The following is an 18,876-nucleotide window of genomic DNA, read 5'->3' as shown; positions in this document are numbered from 1 at the left end:
CGCGGGGAGCCCACCGCGACATCCGTTGGAGGGGTGCATGAGAAGGAGATCGAAGATCTACGCGGGGCTGGTGACAGTCGTCGTCCCGGTCGCCTCGGTGATCATGGCGCTCGGCGCGACGCCGGCCGATGCCGCCGTCGGTGGTTCCGGACCCTATCCGGCCGACTACGAGACCTCGGCCAGCCTGGCCAACCACACGATCTTCCGGCCGCAGACGCTCCCGTCCGAACGCCTGCCCATCGTCGTCTGGGGTAACGGCGGGTGCTCAGCCAACGGTCTGTCCCAGGGTAATTTCCTGCGCGAGATCGCCTCGCACGGCTTCCTGGCCATCGCCAACGGCGCCCCGAACGGATCCGGCTCCACCACCTCCCAGATGCTCACCCAGTCCATCGACTGGGCCGTCGCGGAGAACTCCCGGCAGGGCAGCAAGTACTTCAACAAGCTCGACACCACCAAGGTCGCCGTCGCGGGCTTCTCCTGCGGAGGGCTCGAGGCGTACGCCGTCTCGGCCGACCCGCGCGTCACCACGACCGGGATCTTCAGCAGCGGCTTGCTGAACGACGCCGACGACTACCAGCTCAGGCGGCTGACCAAGCCAATCGCCTACTTCATCGGGGGGCCCAGCGACATCGCCTATCCCAACGCCATGGACGACTGGGGCAAGCTGCCAGCCGGGCTGCCCGCCTTCATGGGCAATCTGAACGTCGGTCATGGCGGCACCTACGACCAGGCCAACGGCGGCGAGTTCGGCCGCGTCGCGGTGCTCTACCTCAAGTGGCGCCTGAAGGGTGACACCACCGCCGGCGCCAACTTCGTCGGCCCCGACTGCGGCCTGTGCCGCAGCCAGTGGACCGTGCAGCAGAAGAACCTGACGCTCGACGGCGGCACGCCGCCCACCACGCCGCCACCCACGACACCTCCGCCCACCACGCCGCCACCCACCACGCCCCCGCCGACCACGCCGCCGCCCACCGGCACCCCGGCCTGCACCGCGGTCTACGCCGTCCAGGACCAGTGGAACGGCGGATTCGTCGCCACCGTGACAGTCACCGCGGGGACGTCCGCGCTCACCGGCTGGCGGGTCACCCTCACCCTGCCGAGCGGAGCTTCGGTCAGCTCGCTGTGGAACGGCGTGGCCAGCGGTAGCAGCGGCACCATCACCGTCGCCAACCAGAGCTACAACGGACGACTGGCGGCGGGTCAGGCCACGAGTTTCGGGTTCCAGGGCACCGGCAACGGCAGCGGTGCCACCGCGACCTGCACCGGCAGCTGACGCTTGTTGGCTCGGCGCGGGGGCGCCGGCCGCCGAGATCCACTCGGCTTCCAGGAAGTCGGGGTGTCCGCTGACCGGGGATGACCGGTTTCACGGAAGCCGAGTGGATCACGCGGCGGGACAGGTCAGTTCTGGCGCCACACCTGGAACGTCTGCTGCACTCGCCACGTGCCGTCGGGTTGCCGTGCCTCGTTGCGCCAGCGGAACTCGTCAGCGCCGATGTCGGAGAAGGTCCACCGCAGATCGCCGCCGTCGAGCACGATCTGCTCGCCGACGCGGGCCGCCCGAAAGGTGTGCGTCCGATGCCGGCCCGGCCCCACCCAGGTCGAGCGCCAGATCCCCGGACCGGCCGTGGGGTCGGGGAACCGCACGCTCACGCCATGTTCGACTCCGGGCAGGATCCAGACATCAGTGGTTGCCCGACCGGCCAACGCGTACCCGAAGTGCCACTCGCCCCGGCGGACGGTCGAGGAACCGTCGGGGTCGTACTCGGTGCAATCCAGCGCCCAGGAGCCCGTGAACTGCCCGAACAGGCTGAGGTCGACGCCATCGGCCGGCCCGTCCGCGAGGAAGGCGGTACCAACGGCGAGGGATGCGGGGCGCGGCATGCCCCGAACGATAGCCAGCGGGGCGGACACCCGCCCGCCGACGCGGGCACGCTCTCAGGAGGGCTGCGGGCTGAGGTAGGGCGGGGCCACACCCCAACCCCACAGTGGTACGGGCGCCTGCCGCACCGGGTCCGCGTCCGGCTGCGAATTGTGTACGGCCAGCCGCGTGCCCCACTCCAGGTAGCTCGTGAAGGCGGCCCGGAACTCGGGATCGTCGGGCAGGTCGGCCTCGTCGGCGGCGTCCATCATCAGGTTGACCCACCGTCGACGCTGCGCTTCGCTGATCGCCCTGCCCAGATGCTTGCCGACCATGTGGCGGTAGCCACCGCGCTCGGTGGTGTAGGCAGCCGGCCCACCGAAGACCTCGGCGAGCCAGATTGCCACGTACCGGGCGTGGTCCGGATCCATGCGGGCGAACATCGGCGCGAGGAGGTCGTCGGAACGGACCAGGCGGTAGAAGGCGTCGCACAGCTTCGTGAACGCGTCGGCGCCACCGGCCCACTCGTACAGGCTCGGCGGAGTGGCGCCACCGGAGCCGGCGACCGAGGTTCGGGCGTAGTGCCGCATCTCCTCGATGTCCTCGACGTACGGCCTGATCGCGGCGATGAACTGCCCGAACACCGGGCCGCCCCGGAATCCGTTCAGGTGCCGGTCGACCGATGTCCAGGTGATGCGCAGCACGTAGCAGGCGGTGTCGTCCAGGGAGTGGCTCAACTCGTAGTCCACGCATTCCGGCGCCGCCCGCAGCGCGGCAGCGGCCCGCTCGTACGCCGCCTCGAAGCCCTCCAGCCGCTCCGGCGGCACGCGGTACCTGATGTACTCGATGACCATGGGCACAGCCCAACACCCGCGACGACGATGATCAAGTACGCACCATCTGGTGCGTACCGAAGGAGACCACGATGGCCAAGCGTTACCACTGCCCCGTGGAGTACGCCGTCGACGTCATCGGCGGCAAGTGGCGACCGGTGATCCTGGCCCACCTCAAGGAGGGCGTGCACCGCTATGGCGAGCTGCGCCGCCGGATGCCCGACGTCAGCGAGAAGATGCTGACCCAGCGGCTGCGCGAGCTGGAGGCCGACGGGCTGATCCTGCGACACGACCACGGGACGACGCCACCGCACGTGGAGTACCGACTGACCGAGGAGGGCCTCAGCCTGGCCCCGGTGTTGCAGGCCCTCTACGACTGGGGCGCCGCGCGGGCGGCACGTACCGGCACCACCATCGAGGAGACCGCCTGAGCGGTTCCACCGGCTCTGGTGCCGTGGCGGATGAGCGCACGTTGGAAGAAGTCCCCGGCGGAGCGAATGCTCGATACTGCTCGACGTGAGTGAGACCGCAGGCCCGGCCCGCTGGAGTCTGGCCAACGCGGCGCTGCGGGCGGCTGCCGACCGGTTCACCGACCTGGTGGCCACCGCGTCCTCCCCCACGGTCAGGGTCACCGCCGACTGGACCCTGGCCGACACCGTCGCGCACGTGGTGTCGATCGCGGTGCTGTACGTGTCCACACTGGAGGGCACCGGTGTTGCCATCCGGATGCCGGGCCTGGAGGACATGCTCGCCGTCACGAACGTCGACACGGTCGCCGTCGTCAACCGCCACGTGCTCGCCCACTTCACCGAGCGCGATCCGGAAGTCCTGCTGTCGCAGCTCAACACCGCTGTCGCCCGCCTCCTGGCCACGACCACGGATCCGCGGTCGACGGTGAGCTGGCTGGGCAACGCGCGGGTGACGGTCGGCGGCCTGTTCGCCCATCTGACAAACGAACTACTCGTACACGGCTGGGACATCGCGCGGGCGCTGCGCCGACCGTGGCCGATGCCGGACGCACACGCCGCGCTCTACTGGGACCTGTTCATGTTCGACATGCTGCGTGACTCGTACGGGGTGCTGCTCAACACCGCGCTGCCGATGCCTCGCCACCCCGTGTCGGTGCAGTTCCGATCGCGGTTCACGTCGACGACGACGCTGACGCTTGGCGACCGCAGGGTGTGGATCGCGCCTCCCGACGGCCCGTTCGACGTGCGCGTGCGGTTTCGGCCCGCCCGGTTCAACCTGATGATGTTCGGCCGGATCAGCATCGCTCAGGCGGTGCTGCGGCGCGACGTCGTCATCGGCGGGCCGAGGCCGTGGAGGCTGCCCGCCTTCCTCCGGGTCGTGCACATGCCCAACGGTCGGCTCGCGCCGAGGCCATGATCTTGCGTCGCGTCAGACCGCGCGCCTGATCGTGCTGGAGAATCCGCGGCTAGACTGCGCGACCGTGCGCTCCGGCGAGATTCTCGACCAGCTCGACGCCGCGGCCGGAGACTTCAGGTTCCCGGACCTGGGCCACGGCTACTACTACGCGGTGGATGCACGGCTGCACGCTTTCCGCGACGCGCAGCGGTGGGCGCTCATCGTCGAGGCGGTTGGTTACTCGCCCAGGGCCGGCAACCTCGTCGACGTCCTGTATGTCTTCGGCAACTGTCTCACTGAGGGGCAGCCGGGCCACGGCAACGTGGACTTCCTCGATCGGGTCGACAACCCCGACGAGATCGAGGACATTGACGAGCCCGAGATCTACTGCGGAAACCCGATTGTCGTACACGGCCGGCGAATGCCGGTGGCAGCCGAGCCGGGCGAGGAACTGGTCGACGTGCTTCGCCGGCTCGTACCGGAGCACCGGGAGTTGCTCCTGGCCGACGAGGTCGAGCTGCGGCGGCGGATTCCGGCCGACCTCCCGGAGATCCTGCGGTTGGATCAGTGGCACCACCCGGACCCCGCCCAGGACGCCCTGCCCAGTCGATCAGTGACCTTCCGCCAGCTCGCCGACGTGCTGGCGACGGGAGATGTGCGACGGTACGCACCAGCCCTGCCACCCAACACGCACTGGTCGAACTGGCCGGAGTCCGGGAACCTGTAGCCCTCGGGGCCGTGCCGTACGGAAGGCGTGCCGGCGTGCCCCCACACCAACTCGACTGGGGCGACTGACCTGGCCCACTGTCGTCGGCGTGTGGGTGCGCCGGGCGCCGGGCGCGAATCAGGGTCGGGACGCGTCTGCAATGGTGGTGCTCTCCTGCTCGTCACGTCGACCGGCTTACGGTTCAGCGTCCGGTCGACCGGAGGCGACGCGGTGAAGTGCGCGTGCAGTTCGCTGCGGCTACGCAGCGGCGGCGGGTTGAGCGGGTGGAACGGATGCGTGACATGGGTTTGCTCGGCGTACAGATCGGCCAGGTCCTCGTACGGACCGTCGCAGACGCCGTTCACCAGTCGGAGGAAGGTTTCGCGTGGGCTGCTCATGCCAGGCTTCCCTCTGCTCGGTCGATGTCGATGACGGGAAAGGCACGGCGCACGTCTGCCAGGAACTCGTTCCGCCGCGCGGCGTAGGTGCTGACGGCCGCCCAGAGCGCCTCCAACGCGGCCTGCAGGGGGTCCGACTCGCCGGCTGCCACGAGTGCCGGCAGCGCCATCGCGACCGGGTTCACCGGGGCGTCGAGAGCCGCGCCGAGCGGATCAGCCGGGCCGTGACCGGCCGGACGCAACGAGACGACGGCGTACGTGACGGGTGGCTCGCCCAGGATCCGCGTCCACAGCGCTGTGGGGTCGGCGAACTCGGCGGGCAGCGGCCCGCCCGATCCAGGGCCGCCCACGCCGGTGCCATCCAGTCGAGGTCCGCGAGCCCGGCGACGGTGAACGCCCGCCGCGCCGCCCAGATCGCGATCTGCCGCTGCGTGGCGGCGTCGGCAGCCGCCACCCCGTCGACCAGGTCCCGGTCCAGCAGGACGAGGCCCTGAATATTGCCGCGCACCTGTCGGAGCCGCTCACTCGGCAGACGGCCGCCCCAGCGCCGCAGCTCATCGCGCCTGCGGTACTCCTCGTCGCGACGCTCTCGCTCCAACCGCCTGAGCTGTTCGGCTTCGACCTGCTCCCACAGGCTCGGCGCGGGCGGTAACCCGGCTGCCCAGCCGTGCCAGTAGGCAGCGGCTTGGCTGGTCTGGCGCAGGATCGCGTCGGCGCGTGCCACGGCGTCGCTCGGGTCGTCGCCCGTCGAGCCCTCCGGCCAGAAGCACAGCAGGTAGCGGTCCGGCCTCCGATCCATGTACGTGTAGTCGCCGTCGTCCAGCTCGTCGGGGTCGAGCCCGCCGAACAGGTCGCTCCCCTCATCCATGCCCCCGGGCGCAGTACCGCACGCGGTAGGCCAGCAGCCGGCCGGTGTCCTGCCCTTCGGGGATCAGCGGCAGCTGGGCGAGTGGCTCGTCGCCCCAGGGAACCAGGTCGACCACCGCGTCCCTCGGCCGAAACGACAACTCCACCACCTCCTCCCACTCCTCCGTCGCGGCCGACGGCTCACCGTCGTACACCTCAATCCGGAAGTGGACCCGCCCAGAGTGCGTGCCGGTCATCAGGAGCAGCGCGCCGGGGTCGCCGGCCCCGCAGAGGCCGTTCGCCTGCCCGGCGAACGCCCCCTTCATGTTCGGCAGCTCTCGGCTCGTCACGTAGATCTGCCCGTAGTCGACCGGAGCCGGGCCGTCGAAGAGAACGCGCATCGGCCGATGCCGCCACCGACCGGCGGGCGTCCGCTGCCCCCGTCGGCCGTCCGAGCACTTTCACCCTCGGTGGCGTGGCAGGTCCGTCCAGTGGGCCACTGTGGCATCGTCCGGGACCTGAGCGTCAGGCCCAGGGTCCATCTGGGCTTCGGCCTGCCGGACGCGGTCGATGACACCGGACGGGCCGTGGGCGGTGAGCAATTCCAGTACGCCGGGCCAGTTGGTCAGACCGTACGGGCTGACGATCCGGCTGGCGCCGTTGCTGAGCAACGCGATTCCGTTCAGGTCGTCAAGGGCGTGGCTGCCGGTCACCGCCTCCTGTGCCGCGCGCGGGTCGTCCTTGGCGATCCAGTAGCCGCCCGGCCGGTTGCGGCGCGCGCGCAGGGCCTCGGCGCAGGAGGCGCGGACACGGTCGTACGCGGGAGTTCCGGGTGTGACGCCACTCAGCGGCGCTGAGCACTCCCGCCTGGCGATCACCTCGCGCTCGTCGGTGACCAGCTCCGGGCCACCGCCCACCTGGTCGAGGACCAGGAACGAGTCCGCGAGCAGGAGATGCTCCAGGCGTCCCCGGTGGGCGCGGACCATCAGGACGGTGGCCTGCGGGCTGCACGGGTTCGCGATGTCGCAGCTGGCACTGTGCGCGACGGCGATCTCGCCGATGGCGGCGGCGAGGATGCCCGCGAGGTCCCGTCCGTCGTCTCGCGACAGGCCACCGAGCAGCGTGCTGCCGAGACGGTGGGTGTACCAGGCGACTCCGTGCGCGCAGAGCCCGTCGGCTCCCGGAATGCCGGCACCGTCCAGCAACACGACGGCTCCCGGGACAGCACCGACGAAGTCCTCGTTCGGCCGGGCGGCCCTACCGGCGCTCGTGGCCAGGCTGACGTGCACTCGTGGGCTCCTCGCTCAGAGTCGTAGCGCGAGCTTGCCCACCGTAGTCCGTGCTTCCAGTTCCGCGAGTGCCTTCGGCCCTTCGGCGAGCTGGTAGGTGGTGGGCTGCCCGGGCCCGAGCACCCCGGCGGCGATGAGTCCGAACAGCTCACCCATGAGCTCACCGAAGATGTGCGGTGCGGCCTGAATGAGAATGCCGATATTGAGGCCGATGACGTGGAGCTGGTGCCTGTAGACCAGGTCCCAGTTGGTGATCGCGGCCTCTCCGCCAGCCAGGCCATAGACGACGACCCGACCGGTGACCCGCTTGGCCGCGGCCAAACTGGCGTCAAGGGTTGCTCCACCGACCGACTCCAGCACCACATCGACGCCCGCGCCTCCGGTCAGTCGCAGGACGTCGGTGGCCAGGTCGGTGCTACGGGAGTCGACGACGTGGTCGGCGCCCAGGGCTCGTACCGTCTCGTGCTTGGCACGTGAGGCAGTGGCAATCACTGCCGCGCCGTAGTGCTTGGCGATCGTCACCGCAGCTTGACCGGTTCCGCCGGCAGCAGCGTGGATCAGCACGGTCTGTCCCGCAACGAGGCCACCCAGGGGCTTGAGCGCAGCGAGTGCGGTCGGCCAGTTCACCAGCAGGCCCAGCGCCTGCTCGTCGGTCCAACCCGGCGGGACGGGGACCGCTGCGGCCGCAGGCAGCACCATGTACTCGGCAAATGCGCCACCGCCGATCGAGACGCCGACGACGTGAGTGCCGATTTCCAGACCAGTCACTCCTTCGCCGACGGCGGTGACTTCACCGGCGCCTTCGATTCCGGCTAGATATGGCGGCTGCGGGCCGCCCGCGAACCTGCCGTGAGCCTGCGAGATGTCGACGAAGTTGACGCCGGCGGCGACGACCCGGAGCAAGACCTCGCCCGGGCCTGGCTTCGGTACGGGCGCGTCACTGATCAGGCGCAAATCTTTAGGGCCAGTCAGGGACCTCTGCTGGAGGGCGCGCATGGTCGGGGCAGTGCTCATGGCAACGGTCTCCTTATTGGTCGATCGACCAACAAATCCTGCATGGCACCGCCGTGGCGGTCAAGGTAATCTTGGTCGGTCGACCAAAAACTTCGGAGAACCGTCTGATGGCAGCACGCGGCAGGCCGCGCACCTTCGACCCGAACACGGCGCTGCGCCGGGCGCTGGAGGTGTTCTGGGAGCGGGGCTACGAGGGAACCTCACTGAGCGACCTGGCGCAGGCCATGGGAATCGCCTCGGGCAGCATCTACGCCTGCTTCGGCAGCAAGGAAGATCTGTTTCGCAAGGTCATGGCGCTCTACGGCACGACCTCAGGCGAGCCGCCCCGACGCGCGCTGCAGGAGCAGCCGACCGCCCGGGCCGCGATCCACGCCATGCTGCGCGCCACCGCTGATGAGATCACCCGCTCGGCGAAGCCGCACTACTGCATGCTCGTCCTGGCTGCGCCCACCGGAGCGGCGGAGAACCATGCGGTCCGGGAGTTCCTTGCCGACGGACGGCGCGGCCAGCACAGTGCCATCAAGGAGCGGCTTGCGCGCGGTGTCGCCGACGGTGAGTTCACCACGTCGTCCGTCGAGCTCGACGCCCTCGCCCGCTACTACGCCACGGTGGTGCAGGGCCTGTCCGTACAGGCGCGCGACGGGGCCACACGCGCCGAGTTGGAACGGGTCATCACCTGCGCAATGGCCGCATGGGACGCATTGACATCCACCAGCCCGTCTCGCACCTAGGAATCCAGGACCGAGATTCAGGTTCCGAGCTGATGCACAGAAGGCGGTGCCCTCCCCAGGAGCAAGCCGACCTCGTCGCCTACCTCGCCAGCCCAATCTCCGGCCACCTGACCGGCGCCACCCTCCGGATGGACGGTGGCAGGTACGACCGGTAGCCGCGGAGGACGCCTCCCACCACCGACGTGTCGTCGACGACGGCGGGGCGGTGCAGGTCAGAGGTCTTGCCTGACCTTCGCGATGTCCAGATCCAGCAAGGGGCCGAAGAACCTGGTGAATTCCTCCAGGGAGTCCGATCGGAAGATCTCCCCCGTACCGTCCAGGATGGCCATCGCGCCCGAAGGAAGGTCGAACAGGTACCCGACAACCTCGTCGTCCCTCATGAGAACGAAGACCTGCGGCACGTCCGCCACGACAACCGTCGGGATCTCCGGCATCGACGGCTTGCTCGTGGGACGCAGCTCTTCTGGCTCGCCGCAATTTCCTGTCACGGACATCCTCTTCCCTGAGACACCCACTGCGCAGGTTCGATGGGCGACCCGACCTAGGCCCTCCCACGGGATTGTCTGGGGACAATCTTCAAGAGATAGTGTGGGGACGATCTGAGTCAGAGTCAAGGATTGTCTTGGGACAACCGGGAAGGGCGTGGACGTGCCGGTGCACTCGCGCTACCTGAACATCGCGTCCATGATCCGAGAGCGGATCGAAGCCGGAGAATGGGAGCCGGGTGCGCGGCTTCCGACCCTCAACGATCTCGCGGCCGAGTACGACGCCAACCGCGACACCGTCGGCCGGGCCATCGCCCTCCTGGAGACCGAGGGCTACGTGTGGGCCGTCCAGGGTCGGGGCATTGCCGTTCGATACGGCACGATGCGGCCACGTCGACCCCGCGGCGACCTGGTCAAGCGCAACGAGCAGGCATCCGGCTACTCGTTTCCTTCGGCGAGCAGCCAGGAGGTATGGCTTCGCCACGGAACGGCCGTCAACGCACCCGCCACACTGGACGATCCCCGCATCGCCAAACTGCTTGGCGTGGAGCCGGGGACCGAAGTGCTTCGCCGCTTTCGGGTTACCGGGCCAGCGTCCGAGGCCCCATTTCAGATCAACATCTCGTGGATTCACCCACGCGTCGCTGCCATCGTCGCCGACCTGGACGCGAGCCCGGCGGCTGGCGAGTGGCTGCACCACATCGAGAATGCCGGCCACTGGCCCATCAGTTGGATGGAGATTCATCGCGCCCGGATGCCCAGCAGAGACGAAGCAGCCCTCCTGGAGATTCCCACCAACCTGCCCGTCCTGGAGATCGTGCGGGTCGGCACCTCGGGAGGCGACAAGAAGCCGGTCGAGGTGACCGAATACGTCGTGGCGAGCGACCGAGTCGAAACGGTCCACGTCCTGCACCGCGACACGAACGCCAAGGAGCCGTGGCCCGACGCCGGACCGGTAGAAGGGTCATGACCGTGGCCCTCAGCATGGGAGCCGCCAGCCGGACGCACCAGGGCCTCGTTCGCAAACGGAACGAGGACTCCCACAGCCAAGGACAATGGCTCTACGTCGTTGCGGACGGCCTCGGCGGCCACGTCTCCGGTGATGTCGCGAGCAGCACAGTCATCGCCGCCGTGCAGGCGTACGACCGCCTGGTGGATCCGGAGGATCTTGCGGACTTCCTGGGACGGGCCATCCGCGAAGCGAGTGAGGCGTTACGCCGGAAAGTCCGCGAGGATCCGAAGCTGGCGGGGATGGGAACGACATTTGTCGCCTTGCTGTGCTCTGGCAGTCATGCGGTCGTGGCGAACGTTGGGGACTCCCGCGCCTACCTGATCCGACGCCACGGCTCCCATGACAACGCCCTGATCCAGATCAGCGAGGATCACACCTACAAACATCTCATCGCCGGCGCTGACGCGGTGCCCAACCTCCCCGAGAAGCTGGCCCGCTTCCTCGACGGACGGGACGACGGCCGGTCGGCCGACCTGACGCCTCTCCAGCTTCAACCCGGCGACCGAGTCCTGTTGTGTTCTGACGGACTGAGTTCGTACGTGCCACACGAGCACATACGAGCTGCGCTCGACTCCCAGGGCGAGCCCGGGGAGATCTCCGACCGACTCGTGACCCTGGCGATCGACCAGGGTGGGCACGACAACATCACCGTAATCGTCATTGACGTAACCCAGGGCTGACGAATCCGACCGCCAATCCCTACAGTCGGGCCATGAGCACCGACGACGGCGTACGGGTCTGGCTCCGCCGGCAGGGAGCGGAGCAGATCGCGCATCCCGGCGGCAACCTGTACGCCCACCTGTGTCGGGTCAACGAACGACTGACCCTGCTCGGCTGCGGCAGTGACGTGCAGGCGGCGGGCCTCACCCACGCCGCCTACGGCACCGACGGCTTCGATCGCGCTCTGCTTGATCCGGCCGACCGCGCGGTGTTGCGGGATCTCGTCGGCGCGGACGCTGAGCAGCTTGTCTATCTCTACGGCGCCTGCGACCGTGGGCGTAGCTGGCGGGCGCTGGCCAGGACCGGCCAGGTGTTCGACCGCTTCACAGGTCAGGTGCGAACGCCGGATCCGGCTCAACTGCAGTCTCTCGTGGACCTGAGCATCGTCAACGAACTGGACGTCATCGAGCAGGATCCGGCCGTGGCGGGCCGGCACGGCGCCTACTTCCGGGAACGGTTCGCCTCCTGGGCCGCACTGGCCAGCGAGCAGGTCATCCTCGATGCGCAGCGGGTACTGCACAGTGACTGACGGTCGCGCACCCATACGAGCCGTCTACCCCGGCAGCTTCGACCCCTTCACTTCGGGGCATGCGAACGTGGTGAACCGAGCACGCAAGATCTTCGACGAGGTGATCGTGCTCGTCGCCGTCAACAGCTCCAAACATCCGGGACTCGACGTAGAGGAACGAGCGGCCGCGGTCCGGGCAATTCTGCCGGCCGGCTGGACCTCCGTCACCGTTGCGGCATGGAGTGGGCTGACCTCCACCTACTGCCGTCGCCACGACATCGGAGTAATAGTCCGCGGCGTACGGAACACGACCGACCTTCAGGCCGAGTATCAGCTCGCCGTGATGAACCAGGCATTGCGGGTCCCCACGGTGTTTCTGCCCGCGCAGCCCGAACTGGCCGCGGTGTCGTCGACAGTGGCCCGCACCATGAAGGGAATACTTCCGCCATGCTGATCATCGAAGGCGCGGGGCGGTGGACCGCACCCGCCGGAGCCGCCAACGACTGGGTCGAGCAGCTGAGAACGCCCGACCTGTCGGTCGGAACGTACTGCATCCCGGCGGGCGGTCTCGACGACCAGAGCCCGCACACCGAGGATGAGATCTACGTGGTCACCGCGGGACAGGCCCGGATCGTGACCCCGGATGGCACGGCCGAGGTGGGGCCGGGTTGGGTGATCTTCGTGCCGGCCGGGGAGGAACACCGGTTCGTCGACGTGACCGAGGACCTGGCGCTGCTGGTGGTGTTCGGCCCGGCCTACGGCTCGCGCGCTCCGGGCCGGCGAGCCCAGTAGGCGGCCGTACCTCGGAATTGCTTGTGTTGGGCCTGCCCGCAACGATGGGTAGCCTGCCGGGATGGTAAAGGTTGTCACCTACCTGGAGATGAACGACGCCAAGGACCTGCGTCCTGGGAAAATCGTGCCGGAGCTTCTCCTACGGCGCGTTGACGGTGGCCTGCCGCTCGTGCGCGCCACACATGCTCAGGTCGGATCCCCCTACGGGTGGCGCAGTGCGTCCCGCACGAACGACGAGTGGCAGGAACTGGTGCGGTGTCGTCCGCTGCGCCAGTACTGGTTCATCACCCTGAAGGACGAGACCGTGGGCGTCGCCAATGTGGAACCTCAGCCTGGCGGAGATGTGGAGATCACCGCCTTTGGGCTGTTGCCGGAACATGTCGGGAGGGGTCTCGGCGGCCATGCGCTGACGCTGACCATCCGGCAGGCCTGGGACAGTGCGGCAGTGGAATCCCCGGCTGTCCGCAGGGTGTGGCTGCACACCTGCTCGTTCGACCATCCGAATGCCTTACCCAACTATCAGCGACGCGGCTTCACCGTCTATCGCACCGAGGTCGAAGCCGAGTGATGTCGGGTGCCGCACCGCAGCGCTACTGACGGTAGGTGGAGAGGAAGGTACGGATCCGGGAGACGGCGTCGTCGAGAACGTCCGTGGAGGCCAGGAAGACCAGGCGGAGGTGGTCTGGTGTGTCGAGGTTGAAGCCGGTGCCGTGGGAAATCAGGAGGTGCTGCTGCTCCAAGAGGTCGATCACCAGGCGCTCGTCGTCGTGGATCTTGTGAACTTTGGGGTCGAGACGGGCGAAGAGGTAGAGGGCGCCGGCCGGCTTGACGCAGTCGACGCCGGGGATGTCGACGAGGCACTGCCAGGCGTGGTCGCGCTGCTCCAGCAGGCGACCTCCGGGGCGGGCCAGCTCCTCGATGCTCTGGTAGCCGCCGAGCGCCGTCTGGATGGCGTGCTGGGCCAGCACGTTCGGGCAGACGCGCATGTACCGCACCAGAAGCACCCACGGCACCAGCCGGAACGCGACCAGGCGCCCCCAGGCCCGCATCCAGTCCGTGACCTCCGGGCCTTCGACGGCTCGCACCGGATCAGGGCGGGCATGAAACGCCGTTGTGCCTACGGGCCCGCTCAGATCGCGAAGCGGCCCTGACGCCACTGCCAGTGACGGCCGGCCGTCAGGTGGTCGACGATCGCCCGTTGCAGGGCGGTGCGGCGCGGTAGTTGGTCGAGCGGCGTGCTCAGGGTGCGGAACACGAAGCGCCGCACCTCGACGTCGGCGTCCAGCCCTTCGGGCTCCTCGTAGGGCTCCAGCTCGAATCGTCGTTGGAAGCGGATGATGTTGGAATCCTCGGGAAGGTAGTCCCGCAGCTGCGGGTCGAGCAGCCACGAGCCGCACGAGAACGCCGTGTAGCGCTCGTCGGGAAAGTGGCGCGGGAAGAAGGCGCGGGCCTCGTCGAGCGACGCCGAGACCGCTTCCGGGGTCAACGGCCCCGAGTCGGGGATGTGCAGGCCGATGGCGCCGTCGCCGCGGTGGTGCTGCAACCGGCCCAGCTCGTAGACGGCGCCACGCATGTGCAACGTCAACCAGCTCTGCATGACGGGCCACCCCTCGCGACGCATCCGCCGGTCGATGGCGAGGTTGCGACCCAGGTCCGCGAGGGTCACCCAGGACACGGCGTCGGGGATGCCATGGTCGCGGTGGTAGTCCCGGACGACACCGACGAGGGCGAGGTACGCGTACACGTAGAGATGCTGCCAGGCGGGGCCCCGTTCGCGTGGCAGCTCCGGGCCGGGCGGCAGCCACACGTAGCCGCCGAGATCGGCGCGGACCAGGGCGATCGAGCGGTCGAGCAGCCAGCGCAGCTCCGGAGTCCACAGTGGCAAATCGGGGTCGGGCCAGCCGGCCATGATCTCGGCGGCGTCGTCCGGGCGGACCGCGAGCCGGTCGAGCATCGCGAGCGCGTCGGCCCTGGCGGGCAGCGGAGCCGACGGCCGGTCGCCGGCGAGGCGGTGCACACGCTCGACCGCCTCGACGGGCACCCCGAGCCGGGCGGCGGTATCGTCCACGTCCACCGGGCGACTCTACCGCCGGCCGGCGGTCCCGCGCGGCCGGCATCTCCTCGCCAGCGTCACGCGAGACGCCTCCAGAGCAGAGTGAGCATTGCGGGCCAGGCCGAGCAGTGGGGCGACGCCGATCCCGGCGAGCGTGCAGGCGACCGCGACCAGCGCCGGCGGCAGCCAACACCAGGCGGGCACCCTCCGCGCGGTCCGGCCGCGGCGGCGGGCCACCGCCTCGGTCGCCATCGGCACCACCAGCACCGGCAGCGCGGCGGCCAGCAGCGTCAACCAGGGCGGCGCGAGACGGTCGAAGCCACAGGCCGGCACCCGCGAGCACACCCAGCAACGCCGGCCCGATCAGCAGCCCCACACACCAGGCCAGGTCCCGCCGCCGGGCGAGACCCACGCTGAAATCAGGCCGGGCGGCCATCGCCGCACCGAGCACCAGGGTGGCCGGCGCGGTGCCGATGCCCAGCCAGGCGCCGGCCGCCGACGGCCAGCGCCGTCCGTGCGTCGTCCCGCGAGGACGTCCGCGCGCCGGTCGGCCCGCCGTCGGACAGTCGCTCAGACAACGTGGCGCAGGTAACCGGCGATCGCCGCGTCCAGCACCTGCGCGCCGGGACGCGCCCACACCTCGGCGGAGAAGACCTCCACCTCGATCGGCCCGCGGTAACCGGCGGCGTCGACCGCCTCGCGCAGCCGGCGCAACTCGATGCACCCGTCGCCGGGCAGCGCCCGGCCGAGCAGCACCCCCTCGGGCAGCGGGGTCACCCAGTCGCAGACCTGGAACGCGGCGATCCGCGCGCCGGCCCGCGCGATCTGCGCGTACACCGTGTCGTCCCACCACACGTGGTATGCGTCGACGACCACGCCGACCACCGCCGGGTCGAACCGCTCAGCGATGTCCAGTGCCTGGCCGAGGGTGGCGATCACGCACCGGTCGGCGGCGAACATCGGGTGCAGCGGCTCGATGGCCAACCGGACGCCGGCCGCGGCCGCGTGCGGGGCCAACTCGCCGATCGCGTCGGCGACCCGACGCCGGGCACCGTCGATGTCCCGACTACCGGCCGGCAGACCGCCGGAGACCAGCACCAGCTCGGGTGCGCCCAGCGCGGCGGCCTCCTCGATGGCCCGCAGGTTCTCCGCACGCCAGTCGTCCGCGGAGAAGAAACCACCCCGGCACAGGGACGTGACGACGAGGCCGGCGTCGCGGACCAGTTTCGCCGAACGGGCCAGCCCGTACCCGGCCACCGGCTCCCGCCACAACCCGATGCCCGGCACGCCGGCCGCCACACAACCGGCGACCACGTCGGGCAGCGCCCAGTGCTGTGCGGTGGCCTGATTGAACGAGAAGCGCGCGAGACTCACTGGGCTGATCGTCGCTCGCGACTGCGGGGCTCGCAAACCCGGCTCGATCCTCGCGCTCACTGGACGACCCCGGCCACGGTGAAGAACGCCCGCGCGCGGGCGGCGGCCAGGTCGGCGTCGGGCAACAGCCCGGCCGCGTCGGCCAGGGTGAGCAGGGTCGCCAGGTGCGCCGGGGACCGCCCGGACTGCGCGCCGCCGACCATGGTGAAGTGGTCCTGGTGACCGGCCAGCCAGGCCAGGAACACGATCCCCGTCTTGTAGTGCCAGGTCGGCGCCGCGAACAGGTGCCGGGCCAGCGGCACGGTCGGCGCGAAGATCTCGTCGTACGCCGCCAGGTCACCCCGGTCGAGGGCCGCCAGCGCGGCGGCGGCGGCCGGCGCGATCGCCGCGAACACCCCGAGCAGCGCGTCGGAATGGCCCACCTCGTCACCCCGGATCAGCTCCGGGTAGTGGAAGTCGTCGCCGGTGTAGAGACGTACCCCCGCCGGTAGCCGGCGGCGCAGCGCGACCTCCCGGCCGGCGTCCAGCAGCGACACCTTGATGCCATCCACCGTGGACTGGTGCGCCTTGATCAGCTCGACGGCCGTGTCGGCGGCCAGATCCAGATCGGCGGATCCCCAGTAGCCGGTCAACGCCGGGTCGAACATCGGCCCCAGCCAGTGCAGCACCACCGGCTCGCCGGCGGCGGTCAGCAGCTCGTCGTACACCCGCAGGTAGTCCTCGGGGCGGCGGGCGGCGGCGGCCAGGTGCCGGCTGCACATCAGCACCGGCCGGGCGCCGGCCGCGCGGACGTCGTCGAGCTGTTCGCGGTACGCGGCGACGACCGCCGCCAGGGTGGCCGGGCCGGCCGGCAGCTGGTCGGTGCCGACACCCGCGACGATCCGGCCGCCCACGGCGCGGGCCTCGGCGGCGCTGCGCCGGATCAGCTCCCGGGTGGCCGGGTAGTCCAGCCCCATCCCCCGCTGGGCGGTGTCCATCGCCTCGGCGACCCCCAGCCCGTACGACCACAGGTGCCGCCGGAACGCGAGGGTGGTGTCCCAGTCCACGACCGCCGGGGCCCCCGGCCCGTTCTCCGCACCCGGGTCGGCGACCACGTGCGCGGCGGCGTACGCGATCCGGCCGGTCGCCGGGGCGGCCGGGCGGGCGAAGCGGGCCCCCCCGGCCAGCCGGTGTCGCCGCCCGCCCGGCAGCACCACGTCGGCGGCGCTCATGCGCGCAGCTCCGGCACCTGGACGCGGACGCCCTCGCGGGCCGCGCGCAGCCCCAGCTCGGCGAGCTGTACGCCGCGCGCGCCGGCCAGGAAGTCCCACTGGAACGGCTCGCCGGCCACGACGTGCCGCAGGAACGCCTCCCACTGCACCCGGAAGCCGTTGTCGAACTCCTCGTTGTCGGGCACCTCGGTCCACTGGGCGCGGAAGTCCTCAGTGACCGGCAGGTCCGGGTTCCACACCGGTTTCGGGGTGACCGCCCGGTGCTGCACCCGGCAGTTGCGCAGTCCGGCGACGGCGCTGCCCTCGGTGCCGTCGACCTGGAACTCCACCAGCTCGTCGCGGTACACCCGCACGCCCCAGGACGAGTTGATCTGCGCGATGATCCCGCCGTCGAGTTCGAAGATGGCGTACGCGGCGTCGTCGGCGGTGGCCGCGTAGGTGCGGCCGTCCTCGTCGACGCGCTCGGGCACGTGGGTGGCGGTCACGCAGGAGACCGCGTTGACCCGGCCGAACAACTCCTGGAGCACGTAGTGCCAGTGCGGGAACATGTCGGACGTGATCCCGCCGCCGTCCTCGGCCCGGTAGTTCCAGGACGGGCGCTGGGCCGGCTGCCAGTCGCCCTCGAAGACCCAGTAGCCGAACTCGCCCCGCACCGAGAGGATCCGGCCGAAGAAACCGCCGTCGATGAGCCGCTTGAGCTTGCGCAGACCGGGCAGGAACAGCTTGTCCTGCACGACGCCGGTGCGGACGCCGGCCGCGTCGGCGGCCCGGGCCAGGTCGAGCGCGCCGGCGGTGTCCTCGGCCAGGGGCTTCTCGGTGTAGATGTGCTTGCCAGCCTCGATCGCCTGACGGATCGCCTTCTCGCGCTGCTGGGTGACCTGGGCGTCGAAGTAGATCTCGACGTCGTCGCGGGCCAGCGCCGAGGTCAGGTCGGTGGTCCAGTCGGTGAGGCCGTGCCGTTCGGCGAGCTCGCGGAGCTTCGTCTCGTTGCGCCCGACCAGGACCGGTTCCGGCCAGATGGTCGTGCCGTCGGCCACCGTCACGCCGCCGGACTCGCGGATGGCCAGCAGGGACCGGACGAGGTGTTGGCGGTAGCCCATCCGTCCGGTCACGCCGTTGACGATGATGCCGATGGACCTGCGGGTCATGGTGCTCCTTCCGTCATGCTGGTCGTGCCGATCCGCGTTCAGTGGTTGGCGGACGTACTCCCGGGCGGCGACGAACCACCAGGCGACGAAGAAGGCGACCAGCACCAGCGCCGGTCGCCACAGCGAGTCGGCGAGGGCCGCCGCGCGCCGACCGAGCGTCGGGCGTGGTGGACGGCCACCGCCGGGCGGCGTTGCACCACCCTGGACGACGTCAAGCCGTCGACGACTGCCGCACCGACTTTTCCGGGTGTGGAGGCGGCTGCCCGCGCACCGCTCGCCTGGTCGGCGGCGGCCGGCCGGCCCGCCGTGTCCAAAGAGTTCTCGGTCACGCGGAACCTCCTCGGGGCCGGGCACGACACTCGTGGAGCGGGCCGGTCGGCGGATCAGGCAAACGCTTTCCTGGAGCGTAGGCGGCCCCCGCACACCGGGCAAGGCCTTTCCTCGAGCGTCAGCAACGGCTGGCGCAGCGCGATCGCGGCGGCGTGGAGCGCGGCCAGCGCCGCCGGCCCGCCGGACCGCAGCGCCGAGAAGCC

At 70.1% G+C, this 18,876-nt stretch carries 25 protein-coding genes; 11 read left to right on the top strand and 14 right to left on the bottom strand.

Annotated elements, in window-relative coordinates; translation table 11 throughout:
• Positions 1–37: 37 nt before the first annotated feature.
• On the top strand, positions 38–1,273 hold the full coding sequence (locus tag OG505_RS08075) for a cellulose binding domain-containing protein (RefSeq protein WP_405432173.1): 1,236 nt from the start codon (positions 38–40) through the stop codon (positions 1,271–1,273).
• Positions 1,274–1,398: 125 nt separating this feature from the next.
• Here OG505_RS08075 and OG505_RS08070 read toward each other — a convergent pair whose 3' ends face one another.
• Together OG505_RS08070 and OG505_RS08065 are read right to left on the bottom strand one after the other, a co-directional pair.
• Entirely contained in the window at positions 1,399–1,881 is a 483-nt protein-coding gene (locus OG505_RS08070) for a hypothetical protein (protein ID WP_405432171.1), read from the bottom strand.
• A 54-nt stretch (positions 1,882–1,935) separates the two neighbouring features.
• Positions 1,936–2,712 carry a group II truncated hemoglobin gene (locus OG505_RS08065; RefSeq protein WP_405432169.1) on the bottom strand — a complete coding sequence of 259 codons (777 nt, stop codon included), beginning with the start codon at positions 2,710–2,712 and terminating at the stop codon, positions 1,936–1,938.
• Positions 2,713–2,783: 71 nt separating this feature from the next.
• Between OG505_RS08065 and OG505_RS08060 the strand changes: the two genes are divergently transcribed.
• From OG505_RS08060 to OG505_RS08050, 3 genes are all read left to right on the top strand, one after another.
• Complete coding sequence (locus OG505_RS08060) at positions 2,784–3,122, top strand: winged helix-turn-helix transcriptional regulator (RefSeq protein ID WP_405432167.1); 339 nt, start codon at positions 2,784–2,786, stop codon at positions 3,120–3,122.
• An 85-nt stretch (positions 3,123–3,207) separates the two neighbouring features.
• A complete protein-coding gene (locus OG505_RS08055; protein ID WP_405432166.1) occupies positions 3,208–4,077 on the top strand; it encodes a maleylpyruvate isomerase N-terminal domain-containing protein in 870 nt (289 codons plus the stop codon).
• 64 nt (positions 4,078–4,141) lie between these two features.
• The gene (locus OG505_RS08050; RefSeq protein ID WP_405432165.1) at positions 4,142–4,783 is read left to right on the top strand and encodes a DUF7003 family protein; all 642 of its coding nucleotides are present in this window, start codon (positions 4,142–4,144) and stop codon (positions 4,781–4,783) included.
• A gap of 373 nt (positions 4,784–5,156) precedes the next feature.
• Here OG505_RS08050 and OG505_RS08045 read toward each other — a convergent pair whose 3' ends face one another.
• The 5 genes from OG505_RS08045 to OG505_RS08025 are packed head-to-tail and all read right to left on the bottom strand — an operon-like array spanning position 5,157 to position 8,309.
• Positions 5,157–5,345 (bottom strand): hypothetical protein, encoded by a 189-nt coding sequence (locus tag OG505_RS08045; protein WP_405432164.1) that lies wholly within the window; start codon positions 5,343–5,345, stop codon positions 5,157–5,159.
• Entirely contained in the window at positions 5,342–6,028 is a 687-nt protein-coding gene (locus tag OG505_RS08040; protein ID WP_405432163.1) for a hypothetical protein, read from the bottom strand. Before OG505_RS08040 ends, OG505_RS08045 begins: the two co-directional genes overlap by 4 nt.
• The gene (locus tag OG505_RS08035) at positions 6,021–6,407 is read right to left on the bottom strand and encodes a hypothetical protein (RefSeq protein WP_405432161.1); all 387 of its coding nucleotides are present in this window, start codon (positions 6,405–6,407) and stop codon (positions 6,021–6,023) included. The genes OG505_RS08040 and OG505_RS08035 overlap by 8 nt, the downstream gene beginning before the upstream one ends.
• Positions 6,408–6,467: 60 nt before the next feature.
• Entirely contained in the window at positions 6,468–7,295 is an 828-nt protein-coding gene (locus tag OG505_RS08030; protein ID WP_405432160.1) for a hypothetical protein, read from the bottom strand.
• Between the two features lie 15 nt (positions 7,296–7,310).
• A complete protein-coding gene (locus tag OG505_RS08025) occupies positions 7,311–8,309 on the bottom strand; it encodes an NADPH:quinone oxidoreductase family protein (RefSeq protein WP_405432158.1) in 999 nt (332 codons plus the stop codon).
• Between the two features lie 107 nt (positions 8,310–8,416).
• Between OG505_RS08025 and OG505_RS08020 the strand changes: the two genes are divergently transcribed.
• Positions 8,417–9,040 (top strand): TetR/AcrR family transcriptional regulator, encoded by a 624-nt coding sequence (locus tag OG505_RS08020; RefSeq protein ID WP_405432157.1) that lies wholly within the window; start codon positions 8,417–8,419, stop codon positions 9,038–9,040.
• A 212-nt stretch (positions 9,041–9,252) separates the two neighbouring features.
• Here OG505_RS08020 and OG505_RS08015 read toward each other — a convergent pair whose 3' ends face one another.
• Positions 9,253–9,474 (bottom strand): hypothetical protein, encoded by a 222-nt coding sequence (locus OG505_RS08015; protein ID WP_405432155.1) that lies wholly within the window; start codon positions 9,472–9,474, stop codon positions 9,253–9,255.
• A 208-nt stretch (positions 9,475–9,682) separates the two neighbouring features.
• Here OG505_RS08015 and OG505_RS08010 point away from each other — a divergent pair, with 208 nt between their 5' ends.
• From OG505_RS08010 to OG505_RS07985, 6 genes are all read left to right on the top strand, one after another.
• The gene (locus OG505_RS08010) at positions 9,683–10,495 is read left to right on the top strand and encodes a GntR family transcriptional regulator (RefSeq protein WP_405432154.1); all 813 of its coding nucleotides are present in this window, start codon (positions 9,683–9,685) and stop codon (positions 10,493–10,495) included.
• The gene (locus tag OG505_RS08005; RefSeq protein ID WP_405432153.1) at positions 10,492–11,217 is read left to right on the top strand and encodes a PP2C family protein-serine/threonine phosphatase; all 726 of its coding nucleotides are present in this window, start codon (positions 10,492–10,494) and stop codon (positions 11,215–11,217) included. Before OG505_RS08010 ends, OG505_RS08005 begins: the two co-directional genes overlap by 4 nt.
• A 32-nt stretch (positions 11,218–11,249) precedes the next feature.
• The gene (locus OG505_RS08000; RefSeq protein WP_405432152.1) at positions 11,250–11,786 is read left to right on the top strand and encodes a DUF6817 domain-containing protein; all 537 of its coding nucleotides are present in this window, start codon (positions 11,250–11,252) and stop codon (positions 11,784–11,786) included.
• Positions 11,779–12,219: a pantetheine-phosphate adenylyltransferase gene (gene coaD / locus OG505_RS07995; RefSeq protein ID WP_405432151.1), complete on the top strand. Its 441-nt coding sequence runs from the start codon at positions 11,779–11,781 to the stop codon at positions 12,217–12,219. Before OG505_RS08000 ends, coaD begins: the two co-directional genes overlap by 8 nt.
• Positions 12,213–12,557, top strand: coding sequence for a cupin domain-containing protein (locus tag OG505_RS07990; RefSeq protein ID WP_405432149.1), 345 nt, complete (start codon positions 12,213–12,215; stop codon positions 12,555–12,557). Before coaD ends, OG505_RS07990 begins: the two co-directional genes overlap by 7 nt.
• 61 nt (positions 12,558–12,618) lie before the next feature.
• Positions 12,619–13,125 carry a GNAT family N-acetyltransferase gene (locus OG505_RS07985; RefSeq protein ID WP_405432147.1) on the top strand — a complete coding sequence of 169 codons (507 nt, stop codon included), beginning with the start codon at positions 12,619–12,621 and terminating at the stop codon, positions 13,123–13,125.
• 22 nt (positions 13,126–13,147) lie between these two features.
• Here the strand turns inward: OG505_RS07985 and OG505_RS07980 are convergent, their stop codons facing one another.
• The 6 genes from OG505_RS07980 to OG505_RS07955 form a co-directional block, all read right to left on the bottom strand.
• Positions 13,148–13,642 (bottom strand): aminotransferase class I/II-fold pyridoxal phosphate-dependent enzyme, encoded by a 495-nt coding sequence (locus tag OG505_RS07980; RefSeq protein ID WP_405432145.1) that lies wholly within the window; start codon positions 13,640–13,642, stop codon positions 13,148–13,150.
• Positions 13,643–13,686: 44 nt separating this feature from the next.
• Complete coding sequence (locus tag OG505_RS07975; protein ID WP_405432144.1) at positions 13,687–14,631, bottom strand: acyltransferase domain-containing protein; 945 nt, start codon at positions 14,629–14,631, stop codon at positions 13,687–13,689.
• A 9-nt stretch (positions 14,632–14,640) separates the two neighbouring features.
• Positions 14,641–14,955: a hypothetical protein gene (locus OG505_RS07970; protein WP_405432143.1), complete on the bottom strand. Its 315-nt coding sequence runs from the start codon at positions 14,953–14,955 to the stop codon at positions 14,641–14,643.
• A gap of 225 nt (positions 14,956–15,180) precedes the next feature.
• The gene (locus tag OG505_RS07965; protein WP_405432142.1) at positions 15,181–15,984 is read right to left on the bottom strand and encodes a sugar phosphate isomerase/epimerase family protein; all 804 of its coding nucleotides are present in this window, start codon (positions 15,982–15,984) and stop codon (positions 15,181–15,183) included.
• Positions 15,985–16,040: 56 nt separating this feature from the next.
• Entirely contained in the window at positions 16,041–17,195 is a 1,155-nt protein-coding gene (locus OG505_RS07960; RefSeq protein ID WP_405432141.1) for a dihydrodipicolinate synthase family protein, read from the bottom strand.
• The gene (locus OG505_RS07955; RefSeq protein ID WP_405432139.1) at positions 17,192–18,343 is read right to left on the bottom strand and encodes a Gfo/Idh/MocA family protein; all 1,152 of its coding nucleotides are present in this window, start codon (positions 18,341–18,343) and stop codon (positions 17,192–17,194) included. The genes OG505_RS07960 and OG505_RS07955 overlap by 4 nt, the downstream gene beginning before the upstream one ends.
• Positions 18,344–18,876 lie beyond the last annotated feature (533 nt).

This window comes from Micromonospora sp. NBC_00617 (genome assembly GCF_045161355.1).
GTDB lineage: Bacteria > Actinomycetota > Actinomycetes > Mycobacteriales > Micromonosporaceae > Micromonospora.
The sequence above is the reverse complement of the archived record's forward strand: the minus strand, read 5'-3'. Positions and strand labels throughout refer to the sequence as shown.

Coding starts and splice junctions, on each gene's coding strand:
- OG505_RS08025 (WP_405432158.1), bottom strand. CDS start 8,309: ATGAGCACTGCCCCGACCATGCGCGCCCTCCAGCAGAGGTCCCTGACT.
- OG505_RS08060 (WP_405432167.1), top strand. CDS start 2,784: ATGGCCAAGCGTTACCACTGCCCCGTGGAGTACGCCGTCGACGTCATC.
- OG505_RS07985 (WP_405432147.1), top strand. CDS start 12,619: ATGGTAAAGGTTGTCACCTACCTGGAGATGAACGACGCCAAGGACCTG.
- OG505_RS08015 (WP_405432155.1), bottom strand. CDS start 9,474: ATGCCGGAGATCCCGACGGTTGTCGTGGCGGACGTGCCGCAGGTCTTC.
- OG505_RS08035 (WP_405432161.1), bottom strand. CDS start 6,407: ATGCGCGTTCTCTTCGACGGCCCGGCTCCGGTCGACTACGGGCAGATC.
- OG505_RS07990 (WP_405432149.1), top strand. CDS start 12,213: ATGCTGATCATCGAAGGCGCGGGGCGGTGGACCGCACCCGCCGGAGCC.
- OG505_RS08040 (WP_405432163.1), bottom strand. CDS start 6,028: ATGGATGAGGGGAGCGACCTGTTCGGCGGGCTCGACCCCGACGAGCTG.
- OG505_RS07955 (WP_405432139.1), bottom strand. CDS start 18,343: ATGACCCGCAGGTCCATCGGCATCATCGTCAACGGCGTGACCGGACGG.
- OG505_RS08005 (WP_405432153.1), top strand. CDS start 10,492: ATGACCGTGGCCCTCAGCATGGGAGCCGCCAGCCGGACGCACCAGGGC.
- OG505_RS08075 (WP_405432173.1), top strand. CDS start 38: ATGAGAAGGAGATCGAAGATCTACGCGGGGCTGGTGACAGTCGTCGTC.
- OG505_RS08065 (WP_405432169.1), bottom strand. CDS start 2,712: ATGGTCATCGAGTACATCAGGTACCGCGTGCCGCCGGAGCGGCTGGAG.
- OG505_RS08020 (WP_405432157.1), top strand. CDS start 8,417: ATGGCAGCACGCGGCAGGCCGCGCACCTTCGACCCGAACACGGCGCTG.
- OG505_RS08000 (WP_405432152.1), top strand. CDS start 11,250: ATGAGCACCGACGACGGCGTACGGGTCTGGCTCCGCCGGCAGGGAGCG.
- OG505_RS07960 (WP_405432141.1), bottom strand. CDS start 17,195: ATGAGCGCCGCCGACGTGGTGCTGCCGGGCGGGCGGCGACACCGGCTG.
- OG505_RS08070 (WP_405432171.1), bottom strand. CDS start 1,881: ATGCCGCGCCCCGCATCCCTCGCCGTTGGTACCGCCTTCCTCGCGGAC.